We start from the raw sequence: 20,944 nt of genomic DNA, 5'->3' as shown, positions 1-20,944 counted from the left end.
GAATGGGGCGGTCAGGCGCGGTCGCCGACCTGCCCGCGATGGCGGAGATGGTGATCGGCCAGCACGCACGCCATCATCGCCTCGGCGACGGGAACGGCGCGGATGCCGACGCAGGGGTCGTGGCGGCCCTTGGTGACAAGGTCGATTTCTTCACCCTGGCGATTCACGCTTTGCCGCGGCGTCAGGATCGAGGAGGTCGGCTTCACGGCAAAGCGCACCACGATCGGCTCGCCTGACGAGATGCCGCCCAGGATGCCGCCGGCATGATTGCCGAGGAAGCGCGGGCGGCCGTTATTGCCCGCGCGCATCTCGTCGGCATTGTCCTCGCCGCGCAGCGCGGCGGCCGCGAAGCCGTCGCCGATCTCGACGCCCTTGACCGCGTTGATCGACATCATCGCCGCGGCGAGATCCGCATCGAGCTTGCCGTAGATCGGCGCGCCGAGGCCGGGGGGCACGCCCTCGGCGATCACCTCGATCACCGCGCCGACCGAGGAGCCGTCCTTGCGGATCCCGTCGAGATAGCTCTCGTAGAGCGCGGCCGCCTTGGCGTCCGGGCAGAAGAACGGGTTGTTGCCGACCTCCGCCCAATCCCAGTTCGCGCGGTCGATGGCGTGCGGGCCCATCTGCACCAGGGCGGCGCGGATGGTGATGCCGGGGATCACCTTGCGGGCGATCGCGCCAGCGGCGACGCGTGCGGCCGTCTCTCGCGCCGACGAGCGCCCGCCGCCGCGGTAATCGCGAAAGCCGTATTTGGCGTCGTAGGTATAGTCGGCGTGGCCGGGGCGGTAGCTGTCGCGGATTTCGGAATAGTCCTTCGAGCGCTGATCGGTGTTCTCGATCATCAGCGCGATCGGCGTGCCGGTGGTGAGCTGGCGCCCGCCCGTGCGGTCGTCGCCGAATACGCCCGACAGGATCTTCACCTGATCGGGCTCGCGCCTTTGCGTGGTGAAGCGCGACTGGCCGGGCTTGCGCCGGTCGAGCTCCGCTTGGATCTCCTCGGCTTCCAGCGCGAGGCCGGGCGGGCACCCATCCACCACGCAGCCGAGCGCCACCCCGTGGCTCTCGCCGAAGGTGGTGACGCGGAACAGGTGGCCGAAGGTGTTGTGCGACATGGCGCGCGTGCCTTAGCGCGGGATGCGGAGCGGCACAAATTCCGCCCGCCCTTCAACCCATCGTGCGGGGCCCGCGCTCGGTCTGATCGTGAAGCCCGTTGTCGAAATGTAGCCTATGGGCTACGATCCGGAATGCCGGAGATTATCCGAACCCGCGTGTTCGCGGACTGGCTTCGAAATCTCCGGGACGATCGTGCCAAGGCACGGATCGCCTTGCGGATCGACCGCCTTGCACTCGGCCACGAAGGTGACTCGAAGCCTGTCGGCGGAGGCGTCAGCGAACTGAGGATCGATTACGGGCCGGGTTACCGGATCTACTTCAAGTACCGCGACGGAACGCTCGTCATCCTTCTTTGTGGAGGGGACAAGTCCAGCCAGAAGCGCGACATCGCCCGTGCGCTCTCCCTCGCGGCGACGCTGAAAGAAAAGCCATGACAGAGTTGAGCCCGTACGACTCGGCCGAGTTTCTCGACAGCGACGAGGCTGTCGCTGAGTATCTGGCTGCAGCCATCGAGCAAGGCGATGCCGCGCTGTTTCGTCGGGCGCTTGGCGTGGCGGCGCGGGCCCGAGGCATGACCCAGATCGCCCGCGAAACGGGCTTGTCGCGGGAAAGCCTCTACCGGGCGCTGTCGGATGACGGCAATCCCAGCCTCGACACAGCCTTGCGCGTCCTCAACGCTCTGAACGTGCGCCTTACGGCCTCCGTGATGCCTCACTGAAGCTTCAGCGTTGAGTTGGAAGATCGAGCCCACCCCGCGCCTTCAGCGCCCGGTAGGCGGCGAGGCCGGTGGCGAGGTCGGCGTGCAGGCGCCGCTCATCGGCGAGCGCGGCGAGATCGTAGGTCAGGCCGAGGATGTGGGCGGCCTCGTAGCCTTCGGGCAGCTCGCCCGCACTGCCGAGGGTGATTGCCGTGACCGGCAGGTCGGCGGCGAAATCGGCCAGCCGTTCCCGCAGCCGGGCACCGCTTTCGCGCAGATGGTCGCCCGAGCGCGGCCCGTATTCGCGGATCGCTGCCACCGTCCCCTGCGCCAGCGAGAGATGCACCGCCTCGCGATGCGCCGGAAACAGGTAGACGAGGTAATAGCCGCGGGTCGCGCTCGTCGTCACCGCCGGGTCGAACAGAGCGAGCCAAGGCACGGCGGCCCAGTGGCTGCCGCGGCCTGGGCTGCCCTTGACCACGAACGGGCTGCCGAGGGGAGCCAGCGCCCGGCGCAGCTCGTCCGGCGCGCCTTTTCGGATCACGTGGGCGAGCGGGTGCCCGGCCGGCGGATCGGTGCGCGCCAGCGGATACTCCTCGACGATGCGGCGCAGGGCGTAGCCGAGGCTCACGGCTCGGAGACGATCCCGCCCGTGACCGGTTCGCTGACACCCGTCGTCGTCGGATAGGTGAGCGGCAGGCCCTCCAGCGCCCGTAGGGCGAGGTAGGCGAAGGCCTGCGCCTCCAGAAAATCGGACGACCAGCCGATCGCGTCGGCGTTCAGCACTTCCGCCTTGAGGAGGCGTTCCAGCATCGCCATCAGCGTGCGATTCTTCGCGCCGCCGCCCCCGACGATCCAGCGGGTCGGGCGCTCGCTGGCGAAGGCGAGGCTGCGGGCGACCGCGTGGGCGGTGAAGGCGGTGAGCGTCGCCGCTCCGTCCTCGATCGTGAGATAACCGGCCAGACGATGCGAGAACCAGTTGCGGTCCAGCGATTTCGGCGGCGGGCGCAGGATCAGCGGGTGGCCGAGCAGGTTTTCGAGCAGATCCTCATCCACCGTGCCGCGGGCGGCGGTGGCGCCGTCCTCGTCGAGGTCCCGGCCGGTTCGCTCCTTCATCCAGTCGTTGATCGGCCCGTTGCCCGGCCCGGTGTCGAAGGCGAGCATGTTCCCGCTCGAATCGATCAAGGTCGCGTTGGCGAGGCCGCCGATGTTGAGGATGCCGAGCGGCCCGGCAAAGCCCGCAGCCCCGGCCAGGGCCTTGTGGAACACCGGCACCAGCGGCGCGCCCTGGCCGCCCTGGGCCACGTCGTTGGCGCGCATGTCGGACACGACGCGGATGCCGAGGCGCCGGGCGAGCGCCGCGCCGTCGCCGATCTGCACGGTGAGGCCGAGCTTCGGCCGGTGGATCACCGTCTGGCCGTGGAAGCCGACGACGTCGATATCCGCGGGGCTCAGGCCGTTTTCCGCCAGGAAGGCTTCGATGGCCTCGGCATGGGCGCGAGTGACGAAATCCTCCGCCTGCGGCAGGCGTCCGGGCCGATCGGCGCGCGCCCGGATGCCCTCGGCGTCGCGGGTCGCCTCGCGCAGCAGGGTCTTCTCGTCCTCACGGTATCCGCGGTAGCCCGTCGGCCCGAGCGGCGCGATGAAGCCGTTGGCCGATTTGACGATACGGATGCTCTCGCCGTCGCTCTCGATCAGCGCCACGTCGATCCCGTCCAGCGAGGTGCCGCTCATCAGGCCGATCGCGCGCTTCATCGTCATGCCGCCCTCTCCCCCGAAATCCGGGCTCGTGCCTTTCGCGGCCTGCCCTGCTAAGAGCGCGCGCGAGCGCTTCCCCTCGCGGGATAGCATTGCGGCCGCGCCCCTGTCGCGCCGCCAAACCATCCGAGACCGATCATTATGACCGCCGAGAGCTTCGCGCCGAAATCCGACTTCATCCGGGTGCTGCAGGAGCGCGGCTACATCCACCAAGCCTCGGATCTGCCCGGCATCGACGCCCTGGCGGCGGAGGGGGGGCTGACGACCTATACCGGCTACGACTGCACGGCTGCCTCGCTCCATGTCGGCCACCTGCTCTCGATCATGATGCTGCACTGGCTCCAGAAGACCGGCGGCAAGCCGGTCGTGCTCATGGGCGGCGGCACCACCCGCGTCGGCGACCCGTCGGGCCGCGACGAGGCGCGCAAGATCCTGACCCTGGAGCAGATCGAGGCCAACAAGGAGGGGATCAAGCAGACCTTCGCCCGCTTCCTCAACTTCGGCGAGGCCGGCAACGACGCGATCATGGTCGACAACGCCGAGTGGCTGACCAAGCTCAACTACATCGAGATGCTGCGCGACATCGGCCGGCATTTCTCGGTCAACCGCATGATGTCGATGGACAGCGTGCGGATGCGGCTGGAGCGCGACCAGGAACTCTCGTTCCTGGAATTCAACTACATGATCCTCCAGTCCTACGACTTCGTCGAGCTGAACCGCCGCTTCGGCACCCGCCTGCAGATGGGCGGCTCGGACCAGTGGGGCAACATCGTCAACGGCATCGATCTCGGCCGCCGCATGGGCACGCCGCAGCTCTACGCCCTGACCTGCCCGCTGCTGACCACCGCGTCGGGCGCCAAGATGGGCAAGACCGCCGCCGGCGCCGTCTGGCTCGATGCCGGGATGCTCTCGCCCTACGATTACTGGCAGTTCTGGCGGAACACCGAGGACGCCGATGTCGGCCGTTTCCTCAAGCTGTTCACGCTGCTGCCGCTCCCCGAGATCGAGCGGCTCGCCGCGCTCCAGGGCGCCGAGATCAACGAAGCCAAGACGATCCTTGCCACCGAGGCGACCGCGCTGATGCACGGGGCGGAGGCGGCGACCGCCGCCGCCGAGACCGCCCGCAAGACCTTTGTCGAGGGCACGCTGGCGCAATCCCTGCCGACGATCCCCGTGCCGTCCGCGGTGCTGGAGGCGGGCCTCGGCGTGCTGACCGCCTTCGGGCCGGACTACGCCCGGCTCGTGCCGTCCACGAGCGAGGCGCGCCGCCAGATCAAGGGCGGCGGCCTGCGGATCAACGACGTGCAGGTGAGCGACGAGAAGGCGGTGCTGCGGCCTTCCGATCTCACGGCCGAGGGCGTGATCAAGCTCTCGTTCGGGCGCAAGAAGCACGTGCTGCTGCGGCCGGAATAGCGTTTCTGTCCGGCGACGGTTCCTCGAACCGTCGCGCCGTCCGAAGACGCGACGAGGTCGATCGCCCCTCATCGTGCGCGTCCACGACGTGACCGGGCCTCGGCACCCATGGATGCCCCGCGGGTTCGATCCTGCTACCGCGTGGGCGGGCGCGTGCCGTCGCGGATCGCGCGAAACACCGGCAGGGCGCTCGGCAGCGCCTGTTTCGTCGTCGCGCAGACGACGTCCGTTCGGCCGATGACGCGGTCCATGATCGCCATGTAGATGCGGATGGTCCGGTGGTCCGGCCCGCTGTTCGGGATCGAGACGATCTCGAAGCCGGCGAACGCGCTGCTCTCGATCGGATCGACGGTTTCCGTCTCCAGGCCCTGGCCGGCCAGAACGGTCCTGGCTTCGGCCACCCTGCGTTTGAGGGCCGGCAGCGCGTTCAACTCCGCCTGCGAGGCGACAGCGCCCTCTGGATTCCGTCTGAACCCTGCGGCGCAGAGCGCGTGGCTTCGTCCCGCGACCGGCGGTTGCCCGGTCAGGCTGACGATGCCGACGAGGATCTCGTGGTTCGGATCCTTGCGCGGAGGGCGCAGGGCGAACCCGGCCGGCACCGTCACCGAGAATCCGGTCGACGGGTCGGTGAACGCCTCACTGCGTGCGGGTGGGCCGAGGATGGTGAGGGTGAGCGATAACCCGAGCGCCTGGATCCATCCGCGCGGCATGCCCTCTCCCATCACTCGATGCTCGACCGCAGGGTGCCATCGCACTTCATCGTGGTGAGGCCCTGCGCTTGCCGGCCAGGGCTGTTCGTCATCGTCACGGGCCGACCGGGCCGCGCCCTTACTGCTCCGGTCCACTCGGTTGCGCGCCATTGGCAAACGCATCGCCGCCGCCGGCGCCGAAGAGCTTGCGCAGGAAGCCGGGGGCGACCGCCGAGAGCGGGTTCACGCTGACCGTCGGCTTGGCGATCGGGCCTGAGACGGCGAAATTGACCGCGAACAGGCCCTCGTTGCTGCCGCCGCCGAGCAGAGGTCCGATCAGCGGTACCTGCGACACGACGTTGTTGAGCCCGTAGAGTGGCACGAAGGCGCCCGTGATCTCCGTGCGCTCCTTGGCGGTGTCGAGCCAGCCCTGGGCCGTGAATCCCATCGCCGGGTTGGAGATCGCCGCATCGGTGAAGCTGACCTTCGAGCCGTTGCGGGTGAAGTTCGCCCGCATTCTGTCGAAGTTGACGTCGTTGGCGCTGGAGGCCGCCCGCCGCCCGTCCGCGGGCGGCGGCGCCTGCGCGACGATGCTCGACAGGGCCGGTTCGTTGCGCAGGGCGAAGTCCTTGATCTGGACCACGCCGGCCTGCGGCCCGTCGTTGAGGTAGACGTTGAGCGCGAGCCGCCCGCCATACATCCGCTTGTAGATGTCGAGGAAGCGCAGCGTCGCGCCGGAATCGACGGAATCGAGGGTGAGCAGCGGCGCCCCGCGCTCGCTCCGGACCACGGCGCTGAGCGGGGCCGCACCGAAGCGGCCCTTGAACTGGGCGGCGCGCAGGTCGCCGCCCTTGAAGTTCGCCTTGAGCGTCGCGTTGGTGAGCGATTCGCCGTTGAAGCCGGAGACGATGCTGGCGGCGACATCCGCCTCGATGTCCTTGCCGGGATCCTTGCTGCCCTTGGCGTCGTCCGTCATGCCCTTGAGGAAGGGCCGCGCATCGATGACCGCGCCCTTCACCGCCACCTTGTAGGTCGAGCCGGCCCGGTCGAGGCTGACGCGCATGTCGTCGCCCGGCGAGATCTTGAGCGCGGTCAGGTCCGCCCGCTCCAGGTTGCCCTCGGCCGAAATCGCGGCACTGCCGCGGGCGAGCGCCGGAGCGGCGTCGAGGTTGATGTCGCGCAGCTCCATCCCGCCGCCCGCACCCTCCACCAGGGTGAAGCCGAGGCGGCCGGCCTTGCCCGCGGGCTTGCTCCAGCCCGGCAGCAGGCCGTTGATCGAGGCGCGGGTCAGGTCGGCCTCGACCCGGGCCGGCGGCTTGCCGGCGGAAGCCGGGCGTCCCACCGGTATGACGACGCGGGCCGGGATGACGCCGCCGAGCTGCGGCGCGGTCGGCAGGCCGCGCTTGGCCCGGAAGGCGTCGTCGAGGGCGAGGCTCACCACCGCCTCGCCGGGACTGCCGGGCTTGGGCTGCTTCAGGTCGATGGCCACCGCCGCGCCGAGCAGCCTTCCGTCGCCTTTGAGGGCGAAGCCGCTGCGGTCGTACGAGACCGTGAAGCGGCCCCCCTCGAAGCGGTCCTTTCCGACCGCCTTGTCCATGCTGAAATCGGCGAGCGTGCCCGTGAGCGTTACCGGCATGTCGGCCAGATCGGGCATGTGCTTGAGGTTGATCGGCACGTCGAGGCGCAAGTCCGCCTTGCCCTTGATCGTGGACGGATCGATGTCGGCGCCGGTGAGCCCCTTGAACATCGGGGTTTCGAGCAGCGCGGCCAGGGAATCGGCCGATCCGGACAGGCGCAGGCCGAGCTGGGCGACGATCTTGTCCGGCGCGGGATCGCGGATCAGGAAGGAGGCGTCCGAGATCGTCAGCGCCCGGGTGTCGGAGAGCCGGATATCGGCGGTGGCGTTCTGGATCGTCGTGCTGCGGCCGGTGATCGTGCCGGCGACGCGCCCGCGGCTCAGCGGCGGCGCGTCCGGCGAGACCGTGAGGCCGGCATCCGAGATCGCGAAGGTGACGTTGAGGGCGTGGTCCGGCATCGGATCGCCGTGGGTCGCGGCGGCGAGTTCCGGGCCGCTCATGTCGACCTGGATATCGGCCTGATCGAGCCGGCCGCCGCGCAGCTCGTCCACGAGGTAGTTGCGCACGCCGGGGGCGATGTTCTCGGGCCAGAGCCGCAGCGCCTTGCGGCCGTCGGTGTCGCTGGCGACGATGTGCAGGGTGAGGCCGTCGTCGTCGGCGCGGGTGCCGACCGTGCCGCTCAGGCGGCCGTGCAGGCCGTCACCCGCGATCGCGATCGATTCGATGTTCACGCCCCCGGCCCGGCCGGTGAGCCGGCCGGTGATCTCGCCGATGCGGAAGGAGGGATCGCTGCGGGCCGCGCCACGCAGCAGGGCGTCCTTGCCGGCGAAGTCCAGGGTCCAGGCATCCTCGGCGCCGGGCGGGCCGATGGCGAAGGCGCCGGTCAGGTGCGCGTCGTTGCCGCCACCCTTGTAGTCGATGGCCGAGATCGCGAGGGCGCGCCGCGCCTCGTCCCAGGCCGCCTCGGCGCGCAGCTCGTCGATGACGACCGGGTTGAAGTCCTTCTCGTCGACGAGGAGCGTGCCGCCGCCGGTCCTGACCTCGGCCTTCATCGTGTCGATGCGCCCGCCCGACAGGGCCACGTCGGCCTTGGCCGAGAGCTTGAGGTCGGTATCGACCGGCATCTTCGAGTGGCCGGACAGGAGCAGCAGGTCGGTGACGGGCAGGTCGTCGAGGGTGATGACGCCCGCGCGCCGCCCCTCCCCCACCTCGTGGACACGCCCGCCGAAGCGCCACTCGCCGTGCGGGCCGTCGATGCGCAGCTCGAACACCCGCGAATCGTCGCTGGTGCCGCGGCGGAACAGGCCGTTCACCCGCTCGAAGGTCGCCTGATGCCGGGCGTCGTCGACCAGGGTCAGGCGTCCGTTGGTGATCCGCGCCCGGTCGAGGGCGCCGATGACGCCGGCCGGGTCGAGCACGACGCCGAAGATCGAGGCGACCGCCGCCGAGACCGGCGAGACGGTGCCGCGCGCGGCGTCCACGCTCGGAAGGGTGTGGGGCTTGGCCGCCTCCCCTTGCGCCGGCGCCGACGCCGCGAAGGCGATGGAGCCGTCGTCGTGGACGAGGGCCGTCATCTCGATGTCGCGGAACTCGATGGAGCGGGGCTGGACCGAAAGGCGCAGCAGGCTCCACGTGTCGAGGCTGACCACCGCGAGCGGCGCGCGGACCACCAGCGCGCCCTCCGGATTGAAGATGTCGAGCCCGCCGACCCTGAGCGCCAGGGAGGATTCGCTGTCGAGTTCGAGCGCGCTGTCGCGCAGGGCCACGCGCCATCCCGGCCCGAAGCGGCCCGCCACCGCATCCGCGACCTGATGCGTCAAGCCATCGATGCGCAGCGGCCCCTGCGACAGCCGCAGGACGACGAGACCGCTGCCGAGCCCGATCAGGAACATGAGAAGCAGCGTGCACCAGAGCACCGGCCGCCGACGACGGCGCACCGCGCGACGCGCTTTGCGCGGCGCAGGAGGCTCGACGGCTTCCTGGAGCAGGGTCCTGGCCGTTTCCTGATCCATCACTCGTTCGCTGCTGCACCCGTAGGTTCGGGCGGAGGTCCGTTCACCGCGGCGTCTTTCCTCAGGATTCAAGCCACTCCGACATGGCGTCCCGGGAGGTCTGCGTGCATGGGTTCAGGCACACCATCAATCGGCCGAAAGGAAGGCGAGATGCCGCTAGAACCCGGCAATGCCGCGCCCCTGTTCTCGTTACCCGGAGCGGGTGGAGAGACCATCTCTCTCGAAAGCCTGCGTGGTCACAAGATCGTGCTTTATTTCTATCCCAAGGACGACACGAGCGGTTGCACCTTGGAGGCACAGAACTTCAACGCCCAGAGCGACGCCTTCGCCGCCGCCGGGGCGACGGTGATCGGCGTCTCACCCGACTCCGTGAAAAGCCACGATAAGTTCAGGGCGAAGTACGGCTTGACCTTTCTGCTCGCCTCCGACGAGGCGAAATCGATGCTGGAGACCTACGGGGTCTGGGTCGAGAAAAGCATGTATGGCCGGAAATACATGGGCGTCGAGCGCACGACCCTGCTCATCGACCGGGAGGGACGGATCGCCCGGGTTTGGAACAAGGTGAAGGTGCCGGGCCATGTCGAGGAGGTTCTGGCCGCCGCCCAGGCCCTCGCGTAACGGCAGATCATCGACCGCGTGCCGGATCCCGGGAGCTGGCCCTCAACTCTCGGGAGACGGGCCTGCGGTTGCGGCGGCACGGTGCGTCGTCCGGACTGTCCGTCCCGAAACGATGCGATAATCTTCCTTAACCTTAATCAGCTGTGATCGAGCGCGTCACCGTAACCTTCGACGTGCCATGCCATCGACTGCCCAAGGCCGCCGCAGCGCCGGCCTCACGCCCCTCCTTCAGCATCGTCTTCTGGTCACCCTGAGCCTCGGACTGGTCCTCTCGACGCTCTGGGCGGGGGCCGCGAGCTACTACCTCGTTTTCCACGACGAAGTTCTGGCCCGCTTCGTCTCCCGCCAGAGCGCGATGCAGTTCGCCTACGAGGAGCGGCTCGGCACGCTCCAGCGCGCCCTCGACCGGACGGCGGCCGAGCGCAGCGCGGAGCGCGGCAGCGTCGAGAACCGGCTCTCGGCACTGACCGAACGGCAGGCCCTGATCGAGAAGCGCCAGGGGCTGCTCTCCGGTCTCGGCGGGGCGGCCGCGCCGATCGATGAGCCGCCGCCGGCGCCGATGCCGGTCGCGGAGCCCGCGCCGCGGGTGCAGAAGCCGTTCCCGACACCGGAACTCCGGATGGGGCGCGAGGATCGGGCCGAGGCCGCCGGGCGCGATTCGGCCGGGCGCCTGTCGCGTCTGGAGGCGGGGCTGCAGCGGGTCGCCGAGGCGCAGGCGCGGTCCGTCGCCGGGATCGCCCTGCAGGCGGGGCGCAGCGCCGAGCGGTTCCGCGACCTGATCGCCCTCACGGGCCTCTCGCCGGCCCGGTTCGACCCGCCCGCGAGCGGCATCGGCGGCCCCCTGGTCCCGCTCGGGCTCGATGCCTTCGAGCAGGCGCTGGTCGAGGCCCGGCGCCGGATCGAGGAGGAGACGCATCTGCGCCGGGTGACCGCCGCCCTCCCCTTCCGCCAGCCGCTTCCGGGCGAACTCGCCTTCACCAGCAGCTTCGGTGCCCGCCTCGACCCGTTCACCCGCGGCTACGCCCTGCATACGGGCGTGGACATGCGTGCCGAGACCGGTGCCCCGGTCCAGGCCACCGCCGCCGGGCGGGTGACGGCATCCGAATATGCCGGCGGCTACGGCAACATGGTCGAGGTCGATCACGGCCGCGGCCTCGTCACCCGCTACGCGCACCTCTCGGCGAGTGCGGTCTCGGTCGGGCAGCAGGTCGATGCGGGGAGCGTCGTGGGATTTGCCGGCTCGACGGGCCGCTCGACCGGCAGCCACCTGCACTACGAGACCCGCATCGACGGCGAACCGGTCGATCCGCAGCGGTTCCTGAGGGCTGGCGCGCAGCTCGTCTTCGCGGACTGATCGCCGCCCGGTTCTTTCGAAACATATCGAGCGGAGTGTCGGCGATGCGGCGAAAGCGGCGGTCCCGACGAAGGCCGGGACCACCCAACAATCAGTCGATGTCCGCGACCTCTTCGCCGCCGCCGAAGACGCGTTGCGCCAGCGAGGCTTCCATGAACGGGTCGAGGTCGCCGTCGAGCACCTCGTCCGGGTCGGTGGACTGCGTGCCGGTGCGCAGGTCTTTGACGAGCTGGTACGGCTGAAGCACGTAGGATCGGATCTGGTGGCCCCAGCCGATCTCCGTCTTGGAGGCGGCCTCGGCGTTGGCCTTCTCCTCGCGCTTCTTCAACTCGGCCTCGTAGAGGCGGGCGCGCAGCATGTTCCAGGCGGTGGCCCGGTTCTTGTGCTGCGAGCGCTCCTGCTGGCAGGCCACCACGATGCCGGTCGGATTGTGCGTGATGCGCACCGCCGAATCGGTCGTGTTGACGTGCTGGCCGCCCGCACCCGACGACCGGTAGGTGTCGATGCGGCAGTCGGATTCCTTGATCTCGATCTCGATTCGGTCGTCGATGACCGGATAGACCCAGACGGACGCGAAGCTCGTGTGCCGCCGCGCATTCGAATCGTAGGGCGAGATCCGCACCAGCCGGTGCACGCCCGATTCGGTCTTGAGCCAGCCATAGGCGTTGTGGCCCTTGATCAGGAGCGTGGCGCCCTTGATCCCGGCCTCTTCGCCGTCGGTCATCTCGACGATCTCGACCTTGAACTTCCGCCGTTCGGCCCAGCGGGCATACATGCGCTGGAGCATGTTGGCCCAGTCCTGGCTCTCGGTGCCGCCGGCACCCGCATGGACTTCGAGATAGGTGTCGAAGCCGTCGGCCTCGCCCGAGAGCAGGGTCTCGACCTGCCGGCTCGCGGCCTCCTTCTCGACCGCCTTGATCGCGTTCTCGCCCTCGGTGATGGAGGCTTGGTCGCCCTCCATCTCGCCGAGTTCGATCAGCGTCACGGCGTCCTCGAGATCCTGCTCGAGCTTCTTGATCGCGGTGACGGCCTCGTCGAGCTCCTGACGCTCGCGCATGACCTTCTGCGCGGCCTCCGGATCGTTCCAGAGGTCGGGGTTCTCGGACGCGGCGTTCAGCTCCGCGAGGCGTTTATCGACGGTGTCCCAGTCAAAGATGCCTCCTCAGCAGCCCTATAGACTGCTTGGCGGCATCCGAGGCCTGCTCGATCTCGGCGCGCATCTGGTGTGAAACTCGTATGTCGGTGTGGCCGGGGGTGATACCGGGCGGTTCCCGCCCTGTAAACCGCCGCGCCCTCATGCCGAGCCCCCAGACCCGCCGCCTCGGCCTGCTGGCCGCCATCCTGATCGTGATCGCGGCCGGCATCGGCGTGCGCCTCCTGCCGCTCGGCCTGCCGCGGGAGGTCATGAAGTATGCGGGCTCGGTGCTGTGGGGCGCGATGGTCTACGGGCTCGTCGCCCTCGTCCGCCCGCGCGCCGCGACCGGTCGGCTCGCCGCCGTCGCCCTGGCGCTCGCGGTGCTGGTGGAGCTGTTCCGCCTCGTTCACACACCGGAGCTCGATGCGTTCCGCCGCACGCTGGCGGGTCAGCTGCTGCTAGGCCGCATCTTTTCTGTCTGGAACGTAGTCGCCTACGCCGTCGGCATCGGACTGGCGGCGGGATTGGACGCTGGAACGCGGCGACGCTGATGCGTCGCAGCCGGAACGCTCAGGCCCACGATCCGTACCGTCTCCTGCTGGGCGAGATTGTTCTTACATCTAGGATGTAGTAACAAACCTACATCCTGATCGCGCGTTATGCGGGTGCCCTCATGACCATCACGACACTCTCCAGCCGCGAGCTGAATCAGGACGTGAGCCGTGCCAAGAAGGCCGCGGAGAACGGTCCCGTGTTCATCACCGACCGCGGTAAACCTGCCCATGTTCTGTTGAGCATCGAGGAATATCGACGGCTGACGAGGCAGCGGCGCAGCATCGCTGAAGCCCTGGACATGCCGGGCGCCGCGGAGATCGATTTCGAGCCTCCGCGCGCGAACATCGCAAGCCGACCGGCCGATTTCTCCTGATGTACGTCCTCGACACCTGCGTCGTGTCCGAGTTGCGGAAGGTCCGCTCCGGCCGGGCCGATCCCGGTGTCGCCGCTTTCGAGAAGACGGTCGATGCCAGCGCGCTGTTCCTGTCAGCCGTGACGATCTTGGAACTGGAACTCGGCATCCTTGCGCTTGAGCGAAAGGATGCTGCCCAAGGCTCGGTGCTTCGCGCTTGGCTGGAAAAGAACGTTCTGCCGGAGTTTTCCAGCCGGACGCTGCCGGTCGATGTCGCCGTCGCTCGGCGGTGCGCCCGGTTGCACGTTCCCGACCGGCGAAGCGAGCGCGATGCGTTCATTGCCGCGACAGCACTCGTGCACGGGATGTCGGTCGTGACCCGGAACGTTGCCGATTTCGAGCCGACCGGTGTCGCGATCATCAATCCCTGGGCGGTATGAGGATCGGGCGAAGGGAGGGCGAGAGCGCGGCTTACCCTCCCACCGCCCCGCGCCAACTCACTCCGCCGCGGCCTTGCGGCTGTCGAGGAAGGCCGCATGTTCGGCCACCAGCGCGCCGCTCAGCGCCTTCTCGATCAGCGCCCGCGTGCCGGCCACGCCGTAGAGCGCGATGAACGAGCCGAAGCGCGGGCCCTGCGCCTCGCCGAACAGCACGTTGTAGATCGAGGCGAACCACGTCTTCGACACGCCGGGCCGCCCGTCCGGGCTCTTGGCCTTGCCCGACAGGTCGGGGAAGTGGCGCCGGCCGACCTCGTAGACCACCGCCTGCAGCGCCTCCGGATCGGTCGAGCCCTCGTGCTCCTTGAGCGTCTCGGACAGATCGCGCAGGGCCGCGGCTTCTTCCTCGGTGGGCGCGCGGTACTGCTTCTGCGGCCGCACGAAGTCCCGGTAATAGGCGAGCGCCCGGGTCACGAGACCGGCGAGTCGCGGATGCGTCTCCGGCCCGACATTCGGCGCGTAGCGGCGGATGAAGCCCCACAGCACCGCCTCGTCCTCGGCATTGGCCACCGCCACGAGGTTCAAGAGCATGCCGAAGGACAGCGTGGTGCCGGCCTCGTCGATGGTCTCGACCGCCGGCGGCGCGCCCGCGTGCAGATGCCAGACCGGGTTGCCGAGCCGGTGCTTCGCCTCCTGGCCGGCGAAGCGGCCGAGGAAGTTGTCGTATTCGTCGACGTGGCGCGGAATCACATCGAAGAACAGGCGCTTGGCCTCGCGCGGCTTGTTGTACATGAACAGCGCGAGCGACTCGGGCGTGGCATAGGTCAGCCACTCGTCGATGGTCAGGCCATTGCCCTTCGACTTCGAGATCTTCTGGCCTTTTTCGTCGAGAAACAGCTCGTAATTGAAGCCCTCGGGCGGTTCCGCCCCCAGGGCCCGTGCGATCTGGCCCGAGAGCTTGACCGAATCGATCAGGTCCTTGCCCGCCATCTCGTAATCGACGCCGAGCGCCACCCAGCGCATGGCCCAATCGGGCTTCCATTGCAGCTTGACGTGGCCGCCGGTCACCGGCGTCTCGTAGACCTCGTTCGTCGCCGGGTCGCGCCAGACGATGGTGCCGGCGCTCGGGCGCACCTCGTCGATCGCCACCTGCATCACGTGGCCCGTGACCGGGTGGATCGGCAGGAACGGCGAGTAGCTCGCCGAACGCTCGGCCCGCAGCGAGGGCAGCATGATCGCCATCACCGCGTCGTAGCGCTCCAGCACGAGGCGCAGCGTGTCGTCGAAGACGCCCGACCGATAGCACTCGGTGGCCGAGCGGAACTCGTAATCGAAGCCGAAGGCGTCGAGGAAGCGGCGGAGCTCCGCGTTGTTGTGCGCGCCGAAGCTCTCATGCGTGCCGAACGGGTCGGGCACCTTGGTCAGCGGCAGGTTGAGCGCATCGCGCAGCATCTCGCGGTTCGGCACGTTGTCCGGCACCTTGCGCAGGCCGTCCATGTCGTCCGAGAAGGCGATCAGCCGGGTCGGCACCGCGTCGTTGGTCAGCACGCGGAAGGCGTGGCGCACCATCGAGGTGCGGGCGACCTCGCCGAACGTGCCGATATGCGGCAGGCCCGAGGGGCCGTAACCGGTCTCGAACAGCACCTCGCTCTTCGGCTTCTTCTCCAGCCGCGCCACGAGCTTGCGCGCCTCCTCGAACGGCCAGGCGGCGGCGGAGGCGGCGGCCTCCAGGATATCGGGGTCGAGGCGGAGGGGCGCGGACATCGGAAGCGAGCTTTTCGGGGTTCAGGACAGGCGCCGCGCCGGCCATCCGGGCCGGGGCGCGAGAGCGGGCAACCTATGGAGCGGGCGGGCCGGGGTCAACGTAAGGCGGTTATCCCCGTCCGAGCAGCATCAGCCAGCCGACGGTGGTCGCCGTCGCGGCCAGCGTCGAGACCAGCACGGCGGCGGCCACCAAGCCCTGTTCGCTCTTGTAGCGGGCGGCGAGCAGATAGGCGTTGATGCCCACCGGCATCGCCGCGAACAGCACGGCCACGCCCGCATAGGCCGGTGGCATGGTGAAGACGTGAAAGGCTAAGAGATAGACCGCGAGCGGGTGCAGCCCGAGCTTCAGGGCCGCGACGATGCTGGCGCCGGGCAGATCGTGCAGCACCTTATAGCGGGTCAGGCCGGCGCCGAGGGCGATCAGCGCGCAGGTCGAGGCGGTGCCGCCGAGGGAATCCACCAGCGCTTTCGGGATGCCGGAGAGCGAGAGGCCCGTCGCCTTCATCGCCATGCCGACGGCGAGCGCCAGGAAGATCGGGTTCTTGGCGAGCACGAGGCCGAGCGACGTGAGACGGTGGCCGAGCGGGCGCCCACCCTCCGATTCGATCAGGAAGGTCGCCGCGCCCATCATCAGCGGCAGATGGACGGCGAGGAGCATGAACAGCGGGAAGGCCCCGGCCTCGCCATAGGCCTGGAGGATCATCGGAACGCCGACGAAGACGGTGTTCGACTGGCTCGCGGCGAAGCCGTGCAGCACGGCGCCGCGCCGGTCCACGCCCTCGGTGCGGCGCCCGATCAGCGAGCCGGTGGCCCAGGCGATGGCCGCGCCGCCGAAATAGCTCGCCCAGTAGCCCCAGGCGATCTCGCCCGACAGGCCCGGCCGCGTCAGCGTCGAGACGATGAGGGCCGGCACCGCGAGCGAGAAGACGTATTCCGACAGGCCGTCGCCGACCCGCTCCGAGATGATCCCCGTGAGCGAGGCGATCCAGCCGACCAGAACGAGGCCGAAGATCGGAATGATGAGGGTGAGCGCCGTCATCGGCAGCGTGTGTCTCGCGCAACGGAAAAGGCCACCGGGCGCGCGCTGCGCATCCGGTGGCCTCCCGATTCGGTTCTGGAAGAAGCGCGGGCCGCTATGGGCCCGGGCGCGTTACGCGGCGGCGGGCGTCGCGGTCTCGGCGATCTTCTTCTCGATGTCGCGCTTGAGCAGGCGAGCGGTCTGCGACAGCTCGATCTCGCGCGCCTTGATGAGGAAGGCGTCGAGGCCGCCGCGGTGCTCGACCGAGCGCAGCGCGTGGGCGGTCACGCGGAGACGGACGCGGCGGTTGAGGGCGTCCGACTGCAGCGTGACGTTGCAGAGGTTCGGCAGGAACCGGCACTTGGTCTTCCGGTTCGAGTGGCTCACGAGGTGACCGACCTGGACGGCCTTGCCCGTGAGTTCGCAGCGACGCGACATCGTTACAGTCCTGTCAACGTTAGGCCGGGTCTCGGCGCTGAGGCGTTTCGGCAATGCCACACGGCTCTCGCGCCGAGGGCGTCGAACCCTCGCGACAATCGATACCGGCGGAGTCCTATGGGAGTGGCGAGCCTATAGGGGAGTTGCGCCGGATTCGTCAAGGTCGGAAGGCGAGAACTTTCGTGGAACCGGCCCAGGGCTTACTGGATCGCCGTCCGAGCGAGCTGCCGCCCCGGCGTCGGTTCGGCGGCCTGCGCCGTCTTCGGCGCGCTCCGCTTGGCCGCCATGGCGCGGATGGCCTGCACGTTGGCCGCCGCTTCCGCCGGACCGAGATCCTGGGCCAGCACGCGTTCCGCCTCGTCGTAGCGGCCCTTGAGCCCGAGCACCAGGGCGAGGTTCTGGCGCACCCGCGCATCGGCCTTCGGCTGCGCGACCGCGAGGCGCAGGGTCGTCTCGGCCTCGCCGAGTTGGCGGGAGAGTGCGTAGGACAAGCCGAGATTCGACAGGATCCGCGGCTCGTTCGGCGCGATCTTGAGGGCGGCGTCGTAGAGGCTCTGCGCTCGGGCGTGGTCGCCGGTCTCGTCGGCCACCATGCCTTGCGCCGAGAGCACGCGCCAATCGGGCTGGGCCGGGCTGTGGGCGTTCTGGAGAACTTCGCTGGCCTCCTGGTAGCGGCCGGCATCGGCAAGGCTCTTGCCGTAGGCGGCGAGCACCGCCTTGTCCTTCGGGTTGCGCAGGGCGACCTGCTGCAGCACCGCCGCGGCCTGGGATTTCTGGTCGGTCGCCCGCAGCGCCGCGGCATAGCGCATGGCGTTGCGCACATCGCTCGGGTCGGAATTGTAACGCGCCGCAAGCGCGTCGATCTCGGCGCGGGGCGAGCGCTCGGGGCGGCTCGTGCCGAGGAGGTTGAGCCCGCCGATGGAGCCCGTCGTCTCCGGCGAGCGGCTCTGGCAGCCGGCGAGGCCGAGGCCGATCACGGCCAGAGCGAGCAGGCGCCGTGTCCGGACCGTTCCAGGCCGGTCCGAAGCCCCGCCGCAGATGCCGGTCATGTCGTCCTCCCCCCCAATGCCACGGCCGGCGCTTGCGCCGTACCGATGACGGGGTGATAGAGCGTTAACCCTAATGGCCGGTTAAGCTTATTTTCCATGACCCCAGCGCAGATTCCGCACGGACCAGCTCTTCTGGACGCAGCCGCGGGCGCGGTCCCGATCCGCTGCGTCTCGGCGGAGGGATGGAAAGCCGTCGAGTCCGGCCTGCCGCCGCTCCAGCGCAGCTTCGCCGCCGCCACCGGCTTTGCGCCGAAGGCCGGGCGCATCGCACTCCTGCCGGGTGAGGATGGCGGGCTCGGCCTCGTGCTGTTCGGCCTCGGCGATACGAACGCGGCGGGCCACGACCGCTTCCTCGCCGGCAAGCTGCCGGGCGCCCTGCCCGCGGGCGATTACCGCTTCGAGCCCACGGACGGCTTCGATGCGGGCGAGGCGGCCCTGGCGTGGCTGCTCGGCAGCTACCGGTTCGAGCGCTACCGCAAGCCGGGCGAGCCGCGCCCGCGCCTCGTCGCGCCACATGGCGTCGATGCGGTGGCGGTCGGGCGGGTCGCCGCGGCGGTCGCGGCCGGACGTGACCTCGTCAACACTCCCGCCAATGATCTCGGCCCCGCCGAGATCGAGGCGGCGGTGCGGGCTCTGGCCGAGCGGTTCGGCGCGGCGGTGGCCGTGACCGTCGGCGAGGCCCTGGAAAAGGAGTTTCCGCTCGTCCACGCGGTCGGCGCCGCCTCGCCGCGGGCGCCCCGGCTCATCGACCTGACTTGGGGGCCGGCGGACGCGCCGCGTGTGACGCTGGTCGGCAAGGGGGTCGTGTTCGATACCGGCGGGCTCGACATCAAGCCCGCCTCCAACATGCTGCTGATGAAGAAGGACATGGGCGGGGCCGCCGCGGCCCTGGCGGCGGCCGAGATGATCATGGGCGCGGATCTGCCCGTGCGCCTTCGGCTGATCGTGCCGAGCGTCGAGAACGCGATCGCCGGCGACGCCTTCCGCCCCGGCGACATCATCCGCTCCCGCGCCGGCCTCACCGTCGAGATCGGCAACACCGATGCGGAGGGGCGCCTGATCCTCGCCGACGCCCTGGATCTGGCCGATGCCGATGCGCCCGACCTCATCCTCGATTTCGCGACGCTGACCGGCGCCGCCCGCGTGGCTTTGGGCCCCGACCTGCCGGCCTTCTTCACCGAGGACGAGGCGCTGGCGGGCGCGGTCGCCGCAGCGGGCCGACGGGTCAACGATCCGGTCTGGCGCCTGCCGCTGCACGCGCCCTACGCCGGCCAGCTCGATTCGAAGGTCGCCGACCTCAACAACGCGCCGGGGGGCGGTTTTGCCGGGGCGATCACCGCCGCCCTGTTCCTGCGCCGCTTCGTGCGCCGGACTCGGGCGCACGTGCATTTCGATCTCTATGGCTGGAATCCCTCGACCAAGCCCGGACGGCCGGAGGGCGGCGAGGTGCAGACCGCTCGCCTCGCTTACGCCCTCGTGGCCGAGCGCTACGGGCGTAAGCCCTGACGCGCGGGCGGGCTTCCGCGATCGGGTTCAGCGCCGTCCGGACGGCGGCGAGGTCTCCGGCCGTCGACGCTCCTGAACCCGTGCCACGCTCGGTGGTAGTCCGTCCTCCGGCTTCGCCGAGCCCGGCAGGCCGGGGGCGTCGCGAGGGCCGCCGCGCTCGAACGCCCAGCCCGCATTCACGCCGGCATAGAAGCCGGTGAAGTCTTCCGCCGCGGCCGGTGCGGCGCATAGGAGAAGCAGGCCGAGCGCGCTCACGGTCCGACGCATCGCGTTCCCATCATGATCTCTGCCGGCCGGCGCCTTTTGTAGGCACCGTCTTCCTCCGAAAGCCGGCCACCACCCTCCGGGACGATGCGATCGCGCCGCCATGGCGCCAAACGAAAACGGCGGCCGTGAGGCCGCCGCTTCCATCAAACTGTCAGGCGTCGATCAGTAATCGACGGTGATGCTGGAAGCCTCGCGGCCCTTCTGGCCCTCGACCACGCCGAGGGTGACCTGCTGGCCTTCGGCCAGGGAGTCGAGGCCGGCACGGGAGAGCGCCGAGCGGTGCACGAACACGTCCTTGCCGCCGTCGTTCACCGAGACGAAGCCGAAGCCCTTGGCCGGATCGTACCACTTCACGGTGCCGGTCATCTCGACCGACGGGCCGGAGGCGAAACGCCCGCCGCCACCGCCGCCGCCACCGCCGCCGAAGCGATCACGGCCACCGCCGCCGAAGCGGTCGCCACCGCCGAAGCGATCGCCGCCGCCACCGAAGCGGTCGCCGCCGCCGAAGCGCGGGCCTTCGCGCCGGGGCGGAGCCGCCTCGGCCGTGGAGGTGTCGACGCTGTTCACGGCGGTGACCTGCGGACCCTTCTGCCCCTGGGCAGTCTGAACCGTCAGGCGCGTGCCGGGAAGGAGGTCGTCGTGACCGGCGGCTTCGACCGCGCGGATGTGGAGGAAGGCATCGCCGGAGCCGTCGCCGAGCTCCACGAAGCCGAAGCCCTTCTCCTTGTTGAACCACTTGACCGTCGCGTCACGCTCCGGTCCCGTCGGAGCCGCCGCTGCGCGGGCCGGGCCGCGGTCGAAGCCGCCGCCGCCACCGCCGTAACCGCCGCCGCCGCCGAAGCGGTTGCCACCGCCACCGCCGCCGCCGAAGCGGTCACCGCCGCTGGGGGGGAGTTCATCGGGCCAACGCGGCTCGGAACCACCCTCGTCGAAGCCGCGCTTCTGCGGCCCCCTGAAATCACGACCACGTCCCATTGAAAGCTCGCAAAAACCGTTCGCCCGCCAAGTCTCGAATACCGCGTGCGCGCTATCTCGAGACAGCCGACGCGCCGCACTATCATCCCCCCGGCTGCGGCCACCGGGAGCGATGCCTCAGGTCTGACGCAATCCCGTCCATACCGCAAGGATCTTCTAACCGATCCGTGCTCCGGGCTCCGCATTTTCGCGGTGAAACTGCGTACGTACCCCGTTT

Annotated in this window: 21 protein-coding genes; 9 read left to right on the top strand and 12 right to left on the bottom strand. The window is 69.6% G+C overall.

Annotated elements, in window-relative coordinates:
* Window positions 1-11: 11 nt before the first annotated feature.
* Window positions 12-1,112 carry a chorismate synthase gene (aroC, locus tag HNR51_RS09320; RefSeq protein ID WP_182554759.1) on the bottom strand — a complete coding sequence of 367 codons (1,101 nt, stop codon included), beginning with the start codon at window positions 1,110-1,112 and terminating at the stop codon, window positions 12-14.
* A 132-nt stretch (window positions 1,113-1,244) separates the two neighbouring features.
* Between aroC and HNR51_RS09315 the strand changes: the two genes are divergently transcribed.
* On the top strand, window positions 1,245-1,547 hold the full coding sequence (locus tag HNR51_RS09315; RefSeq protein ID WP_152277436.1) for a type II toxin-antitoxin system RelE/ParE family toxin: 303 nt from the start codon (window positions 1,245-1,247) through the stop codon (window positions 1,545-1,547).
* Window positions 1,544-1,831, top strand: a complete 288-nt coding sequence (locus HNR51_RS09310; RefSeq protein WP_182554758.1) for an addiction module antidote protein — start codon at window positions 1,544-1,546, stop codon at window positions 1,829-1,831. The genes HNR51_RS09315 and HNR51_RS09310 overlap by 4 nt, the downstream gene beginning before the upstream one ends.
* Before the next feature lie 4 nt (window positions 1,832-1,835).
* Here HNR51_RS09310 and HNR51_RS09305 read toward each other — a convergent pair whose 3' ends face one another.
* Together HNR51_RS09305 and HNR51_RS09300 are read right to left on the bottom strand one after the other, a co-directional pair.
* The gene (locus tag HNR51_RS09305) at window positions 1,836-2,441 is read right to left on the bottom strand and encodes a DUF3578 domain-containing protein (RefSeq protein WP_182554757.1); all 606 of its coding nucleotides are present in this window, start codon (window positions 2,439-2,441) and stop codon (window positions 1,836-1,838) included.
* Window positions 2,438-3,571 carry an anhydro-N-acetylmuramic acid kinase gene (locus tag HNR51_RS09300; protein WP_182554756.1) on the bottom strand — a complete coding sequence of 378 codons (1,134 nt, stop codon included), beginning with the start codon at window positions 3,569-3,571 and terminating at the stop codon, window positions 2,438-2,440. The genes HNR51_RS09305 and HNR51_RS09300 overlap by 4 nt, the downstream gene beginning before the upstream one ends.
* Window positions 3,572-3,709: 138 nt before the next feature.
* Between HNR51_RS09300 and tyrS the strand changes: the two genes are divergently transcribed.
* Entirely contained in the window at window positions 3,710-4,981 is a 1,272-nt protein-coding gene (tyrS, locus tag HNR51_RS09295; RefSeq protein ID WP_182554755.1) for a tyrosine--tRNA ligase, read from the top strand.
* Between the two features lie 134 nt (window positions 4,982-5,115).
* Here tyrS and HNR51_RS09290 read toward each other — a convergent pair whose 3' ends face one another.
* Both HNR51_RS09290 and HNR51_RS09285 read right to left on the bottom strand, forming a co-directional pair.
* The gene (locus tag HNR51_RS09290; protein ID WP_182554754.1) at window positions 5,116-5,841 is read right to left on the bottom strand and encodes a hypothetical protein; all 726 of its coding nucleotides are present in this window, start codon (window positions 5,839-5,841) and stop codon (window positions 5,116-5,118) included.
* Window positions 5,810-9,259, bottom strand: a complete 3,450-nt coding sequence (locus HNR51_RS09285; protein WP_182554753.1) for a YhdP family protein — start codon at window positions 9,257-9,259, stop codon at window positions 5,810-5,812. The genes HNR51_RS09290 and HNR51_RS09285 overlap by 32 nt, the downstream gene beginning before the upstream one ends.
* Before the next feature lie 150 nt (window positions 9,260-9,409).
* On the opposite strand from HNR51_RS09285, the gene HNR51_RS09280 reads away from it, so the two are divergent.
* Window positions 9,410-9,877, top strand: coding sequence for a peroxiredoxin (locus HNR51_RS09280; RefSeq protein ID WP_182554752.1), 468 nt, complete (start codon window positions 9,410-9,412; stop codon window positions 9,875-9,877).
* Between the two features lie 178 nt (window positions 9,878-10,055).
* Complete coding sequence (locus tag HNR51_RS09275; RefSeq protein ID WP_182554751.1) at window positions 10,056-11,231, top strand: M23 family metallopeptidase; 1,176 nt, start codon at window positions 10,056-10,058, stop codon at window positions 11,229-11,231.
* Window positions 11,232-11,322: 91 nt separating this feature from the next.
* On the opposite strand, the gene prfB is transcribed toward HNR51_RS09275, so the two are convergent.
* A protein-coding gene (gene prfB / locus HNR51_RS09270; RefSeq protein WP_182554750.1) for a peptide chain release factor 2 occupies window positions 11,323-12,451 on the bottom strand; the annotation gives its coding sequence in 2 pieces (ribosomal slippage) (window positions 11,323-12,381 and window positions 12,383-12,451; 1,128 coding nt in all).
* 76 nt (window positions 12,452-12,527) lie between these two features.
* On the opposite strand from prfB, the gene HNR51_RS09265 reads away from it, so the two are divergent.
* The 3 genes from HNR51_RS09265 (at window position 12,528) to HNR51_RS09255 (ending at window position 13,713) form a co-directional block, all read left to right on the top strand.
* Window positions 12,528-12,917 (top strand): ribosomal maturation YjgA family protein, encoded by a 390-nt coding sequence (locus tag HNR51_RS09265; protein ID WP_182554749.1) that lies wholly within the window; start codon window positions 12,528-12,530, stop codon window positions 12,915-12,917.
* A gap of 122 nt (window positions 12,918-13,039) precedes the next feature.
* Window positions 13,040-13,294, top strand: a complete 255-nt coding sequence (locus HNR51_RS09260) for a type II toxin-antitoxin system Phd/YefM family antitoxin (protein WP_012455033.1) — start codon at window positions 13,040-13,042, stop codon at window positions 13,292-13,294.
* Window positions 13,291-13,713 (top strand): type II toxin-antitoxin system VapC family toxin, encoded by a 423-nt coding sequence (locus HNR51_RS09255; RefSeq protein ID WP_210279960.1) that lies wholly within the window; start codon window positions 13,291-13,293, stop codon window positions 13,711-13,713. Before HNR51_RS09260 ends, HNR51_RS09255 begins: the two co-directional genes overlap by 4 nt.
* A gap of 57 nt (window positions 13,714-13,770) precedes the next feature.
* Here the strand turns inward: HNR51_RS09255 and HNR51_RS09250 are convergent, their stop codons facing one another.
* The 4 genes from HNR51_RS09250 to HNR51_RS09235 all read right to left on the bottom strand — a co-directional run bounded on the left by HNR51_RS09250 (window position 13,771) and on the right by HNR51_RS09235 (window position 17,979).
* Complete coding sequence (locus HNR51_RS09250; protein WP_182554747.1) at window positions 13,771-15,474, bottom strand: lysine--tRNA ligase; 1,704 nt, start codon at window positions 15,472-15,474, stop codon at window positions 13,771-13,773.
* Between the two features lie 109 nt (window positions 15,475-15,583).
* Complete coding sequence (locus tag HNR51_RS09245; RefSeq protein WP_141951856.1) at window positions 15,584-16,513, bottom strand: AEC family transporter; 930 nt, start codon at window positions 16,511-16,513, stop codon at window positions 15,584-15,586.
* 111 nt (window positions 16,514-16,624) lie between these two features.
* Window positions 16,625-16,930: a 50S ribosomal protein L28 gene (gene rpmB, locus HNR51_RS09240; RefSeq protein ID WP_012455029.1), complete on the bottom strand. Its 306-nt coding sequence runs from the start codon at window positions 16,928-16,930 to the stop codon at window positions 16,625-16,627.
* A gap of 200 nt (window positions 16,931-17,130) precedes the next feature.
* On the bottom strand, window positions 17,131-17,979 hold the full coding sequence (locus HNR51_RS09235; RefSeq protein WP_182554746.1) for a tetratricopeptide repeat protein: 849 nt from the start codon (window positions 17,977-17,979) through the stop codon (window positions 17,131-17,133).
* Window positions 17,980-18,075: 96 nt separating this feature from the next.
* Here HNR51_RS09235 and HNR51_RS09230 point away from each other — a divergent pair, with 96 nt between their 5' ends.
* Window positions 18,076-19,485: a leucyl aminopeptidase family protein gene (locus tag HNR51_RS09230; RefSeq protein WP_182554745.1), complete on the top strand. Its 1,410-nt coding sequence runs from the start codon at window positions 18,076-18,078 to the stop codon at window positions 19,483-19,485.
* A 27-nt stretch (window positions 19,486-19,512) separates the two neighbouring features.
* Here HNR51_RS09230 and HNR51_RS09225 read toward each other — a convergent pair whose 3' ends face one another.
* Complete coding sequence (locus tag HNR51_RS09225) at window positions 19,513-19,752, bottom strand: hypothetical protein (protein ID WP_152277423.1); 240 nt, start codon at window positions 19,750-19,752, stop codon at window positions 19,513-19,515.
* A 162-nt stretch (window positions 19,753-19,914) separates the two neighbouring features.
* The gene (locus HNR51_RS09220) at window positions 19,915-20,727 is read right to left on the bottom strand and encodes a cold-shock protein (RefSeq protein ID WP_141951852.1); all 813 of its coding nucleotides are present in this window, start codon (window positions 20,725-20,727) and stop codon (window positions 19,915-19,917) included.
* Window positions 20,728-20,944 lie beyond the last annotated feature (217 nt).

The organism is Methylorubrum thiocyanatum (assembly GCA_014138645.1).
Classification (GTDB): Bacteria; Pseudomonadota; Alphaproteobacteria; order Rhizobiales; family Beijerinckiaceae; genus Methylobacterium; species Methylobacterium thiocyanatum.
This window is presented reverse-complemented; position numbering and strand designations above follow the sequence as displayed.

Coding starts and splice junctions, on each gene's coding strand:
- tyrS (WP_182554755.1), top strand. CDS start 3,710: ATGACCGCCGAGAGCTTCGCGCCGAAATCCGACTTCATCCGGGTGCTG.
- HNR51_RS09275 (WP_182554751.1), top strand. CDS start 10,056: ATGCCATCGACTGCCCAAGGCCGCCGCAGCGCCGGCCTCACGCCCCTC.
- HNR51_RS09310 (WP_182554758.1), top strand. CDS start 1,544: ATGACAGAGTTGAGCCCGTACGACTCGGCCGAGTTTCTCGACAGCGAC.
- HNR51_RS09265 (WP_182554749.1), top strand. CDS start 12,528: ATGCCGAGCCCCCAGACCCGCCGCCTCGGCCTGCTGGCCGCCATCCTG.
- HNR51_RS09290 (WP_182554754.1), bottom strand. CDS start 5,841: ATGGCGCGCAACCGAGTGGACCGGAGCAGTAAGGGCGCGGCCCGGTCG.
- HNR51_RS09220 (WP_141951852.1), bottom strand. CDS start 20,727: ATGGGACGTGGTCGTGATTTCAGGGGGCCGCAGAAGCGCGGCTTCGAC.
- HNR51_RS09245 (WP_141951856.1), bottom strand. CDS start 16,513: ATGACGGCGCTCACCCTCATCATTCCGATCTTCGGCCTCGTTCTGGTC.
- HNR51_RS09315 (WP_152277436.1), top strand. CDS start 1,245: ATGCCGGAGATTATCCGAACCCGCGTGTTCGCGGACTGGCTTCGAAAT.
- HNR51_RS09285 (WP_182554753.1), bottom strand. CDS start 9,259: ATGGATCAGGAAACGGCCAGGACCCTGCTCCAGGAAGCCGTCGAGCCT.
- aroC (WP_182554759.1), bottom strand. CDS start 1,112: ATGTCGCACAACACCTTCGGCCACCTGTTCCGCGTCACCACCTTCGGC.
- HNR51_RS09280 (WP_182554752.1), top strand. CDS start 9,410: ATGCCGCTAGAACCCGGCAATGCCGCGCCCCTGTTCTCGTTACCCGGA.
- HNR51_RS09235 (WP_182554746.1), bottom strand. CDS start 17,979: ATGACCGGCATCTGCGGCGGGGCTTCGGACCGGCCTGGAACGGTCCGG.
- HNR51_RS09300 (WP_182554756.1), bottom strand. CDS start 3,571: ATGACGATGAAGCGCGCGATCGGCCTGATGAGCGGCACCTCGCTGGAC.
- HNR51_RS09250 (WP_182554747.1), bottom strand. CDS start 15,474: ATGTCCGCGCCCCTCCGCCTCGACCCCGATATCCTGGAGGCCGCCGCC.
- HNR51_RS09260 (WP_012455033.1), top strand. CDS start 13,040: ATGACCATCACGACACTCTCCAGCCGCGAGCTGAATCAGGACGTGAGC.
- rpmB (WP_012455029.1), bottom strand. CDS start 16,930: ATGTCGCGTCGCTGCGAACTCACGGGCAAGGCCGTCCAGGTCGGTCAC.
- HNR51_RS09230 (WP_182554745.1), top strand. CDS start 18,076: ATGACCCCAGCGCAGATTCCGCACGGACCAGCTCTTCTGGACGCAGCC.
- HNR51_RS09225 (WP_152277423.1), bottom strand. CDS start 19,752: ATGCGTCGGACCGTGAGCGCGCTCGGCCTGCTTCTCCTATGCGCCGCA.